Source organism: Povalibacter sp., assembly GCF_036735925.1.
GTDB lineage: Bacteria > Pseudomonadota > Gammaproteobacteria > Steroidobacterales > Steroidobacteraceae > Steroidobacter.
Map to the genome: position 1 here is coordinate 1 of NZ_DAINNK010000155.1, position 2,990 is coordinate 2,990.

3 protein-coding genes are annotated in these 2,990 nt (G+C 63.3%); 1 reads left to right on the plus strand and 2 read right to left on the minus strand.

Features of this window, described 5'->3' with window-relative positions:
- Nucleotides 1–162: 162 nt before the first annotated feature.
- Nucleotides 163–987 (minus strand): alpha/beta hydrolase, encoded by an 825-nt coding sequence (locus V7D81_RS23035; RefSeq protein ID WP_324320738.1) that lies wholly within the window; start codon nt 985–987, stop codon nt 163–165.
- 56 nt (nt 988–1,043) lie between these two features.
- A complete protein-coding gene (locus V7D81_RS23040; protein WP_324320740.1) occupies nt 1,044–1,751 on the minus strand; it encodes a dienelactone hydrolase family protein in 708 nt (235 codons plus the stop codon).
- A gap of 275 nt (nt 1,752–2,026) precedes the next feature.
- Between V7D81_RS23040 and V7D81_RS23045 the strand changes: the two genes are divergently transcribed.
- A complete protein-coding gene (locus V7D81_RS23045; protein ID WP_324320742.1) occupies nt 2,027–2,866 on the plus strand; it encodes a GlxA family transcriptional regulator in 840 nt (279 codons plus the stop codon).
- Nucleotides 2,867–2,990 lie beyond the last annotated feature (124 nt).

A 2,990-nucleotide genomic window follows, 5' to 3' on the forward strand; every position in this document is an offset into this window, starting at 1 on the left:
GAGCGGCTGGCCCGCGCCCCAGTCCTTGTAGAAGATTTCGGTGCCGTCTTGGGTTTTGACAAAGCTCATGGGGAAGACTCCTGGGTCACTTGAAACAAACGGTCGTTCCGCGAAGGAACGGTCAGCCATGCGAGTTTGACGATCTCCCGTGAAAGGCGGGTTTCAGGTCAGACGGGCATCGATCCAGCCGAGTATGTCCTTCATCACGCCTTCCTTGCCGACATCGTTGAGCAGGTCATGGAAGTGTCCCTCATACAGACGCAGCGTCTTGTCGCGCGATCCGACGGTGTCATAGAAGAACTGGCTGCCCGCGGGCACGGTCGCCTTGTCGAGCGTGCCGTGCAGGATGAACACCGGCAGCGTGATCGTCGGGAATTCGCGGCGCATGCGCTCGGTGGCGCGCACCAGTTCAGCCACCGTTTTCGCCGGCTGTATTTCTCCCTGCGTGAGCGGGTCGGCGTCGAGTTGCCGCACTGCCGCAGGATCGCGCGAGAAATCCTTGTTCTTGAGTTTCAATACCGGAAGGTTCGGCGCAATCCGGCCGAGCAGTTTGATGATGGCGAGAGCGAAGGCCGGCGCGGGAACCTCGAAGGCAAAGCTTTCGCAGATGAGACCGGCGAGTTCGTTCTGATGATCGAGCGCATACGTGCAGGACACGACGCCGCCTGCACTATGACCGAGCAGGAAGACCTTGCGTCCGGGTTCGCGTGATTTCACCAGCGTGATCAGCGTGCCGAGATCCTCGGTGTAGTCGCTGATGTGATCGATGTAGAACCGCTGGCCCTCCGACTTGCCGCGGCCGCGCAGATCGAGCGCATACACGGCGAAGCCTGCAGCCTGCAATTGCTCCGCGGTCCAGAAATACTGACCGCTGTGCGAGTTCACGCCATGACAGATGACGATGGCGGCACGCGGAGCCGTCGCCGGCTGCCAGGAGCGCATGAAGATGCGGGTGCCGCCGCGGCCCGAGAAATATTCTTCTTTCATTCTGATTGTCCTCGACGAACGGAAGGGAAGGGGAAGATCGATATCCAGCGTCTGTACTAACCCAGGTGTCGATGCAAGAACTCGACCGTGCGGCTTCTGGCGAGCTGCGCCGCGGTGGCATCGAAATGCGTGCCGCCATGTCGCGAGAAGCCGTGCCGGCAACCGGGGTAGCTGTAGATCACGACGTTCGGATTGTGATGCAGCGCGTCGATGATGCGCTGCTGAGTTTGCATGGGGATGAACTCGTCCTCCTCCGCCAGGTGCATCTGCAGCGGCGCATCGATATCGGTCGACTCGTTGAGGAATTCGTCGGTCCGGCTGCCGTGGAAGGCCACGGCCGCATCGACCCGCGTGCGTGCGGCGGTGAGATAGGTCAGCAATCCGCCGAGACAGTAACCCATGACGCCGACCTTGCCGTCGGCGCCGGCGAGCGTTCGTGCAGCGGTCACGGTCGCTTCGACATCGCGCACGCCGGCGTCGAGATCGTAGGCCATGTACAGGGAAACACCCTTCTTCCAGTCCGCCGTCGAGTTGACGGAGAGGTCCACGCCGCGGTCCTGGCGCCAGAACAGGTCGGGACAGATCGCAATGAATCCGGCCTGGGCCAGTTCGTCGCAGGTGGCGCGCAGATCGGCATTGACGCCGAAGACTTCATGCAGCACGACGACGACCGGCCGCGGTCGGCCGTGCGGCGGTCGCGCGATGTAGGCATCGAAATGGCCTTCGGGAGTAGTGATGTCGAAGGTGTGGGCGGGATCGGTCATTGCACTTCCTCTCTGAGCGAACGCGCATCAAGATAGTCGCGACGCGCCGCTGCCGGGATGGATGAAAGTGACAAAGAACGGGCCGCAACTGACAGACCCCGCGCCCATCGACGTGGCGATCGTGTGCTACCCCGGCGCGCAGGCCACCTGCATTCATGGACTGACGGATCTGTTCACGTATGCCAACTACTTCGCACGTGCGCATGCGACGACGCACGCGCCGTCAGTGCGCGTGACGCACTGGCAACAGCGTGAGGATTCAGCCGAACTCGCCTGTGACTTCGCAAAACATTCCCGGAACGGCTGCAAAGCCGTCCGTGGTAGTGGTGCCCGCGAGCCAGCTGGCGCCGGTGGATCGCGGGCACGCACCGGAATGTGTCGCATGGATCGCGCGCAAGCATGCGGAAGGGTCGGTCGTCGCTGCCGTCTGCGGCGGCGTGTTCCTGCTCGCCGATTCCGGGCTGCTGTCAGGGCGACGCGCCACTACGCACTGGATGTTCGCGGACGAACTGCGGCAGCGCTTTCCCGACCTGCGGGTGGATGCGGACCGCCTGGTCATCGACGATTTCGATCTGATCACTGCGGGCGGCGTGCTGGCCTGGGCGGACATGGGACTCAGCCTGGTGGAGCGACTGCTCGGGCCGGCGGTGATGTTCAGCACCGCGCGATTCATGCTGATGGACCCGCCCGGCCGCGAGCAGCGCTTCTACAGCGACTTCGCGCCGCCGCTGCAGCACGGCGACAAGACGATCCTCGGCGTGCAGCACTGGCTGCAGGCCAACAGCCGCACCTCGTTCGGCATCAACGATCTTGCCGATCGGGCCGGGCTCGGCTCGCGCACGTTCCTGCGCCGGTTCCTCAAGGCCACGGGCATGAAGCCGAGCGAGTATCAGCAGCGTCTGCGCATTGCGCGCAGCCGCGAACTGCTCGAGTTCACGCGCGATACGGTCGATCAGATTTCGCTGGCTGCGGGCTACGAGGATTCGGGTGGTTTTCGCCGGACCTTCAAGCGCATCGTCGGGTTGTCGCCGGCAGAGTATCGCCGCCGCTTTCAGCGCCCAAGCCTGTTGCAGGCGCCGGCCAACGAAGAATCTGACTCAGTTATCCCCGCGTAGGCGGGGATTCATTTGGATTGAACCGGCTGGATTCGGCCTGCGTGGAATGACGAAGAGGGGATCGCGTCCTACTGCGCCGTCCAGCCGCCATCCAGCGTGATGCACTGTCCGGTGATGTTGCGCG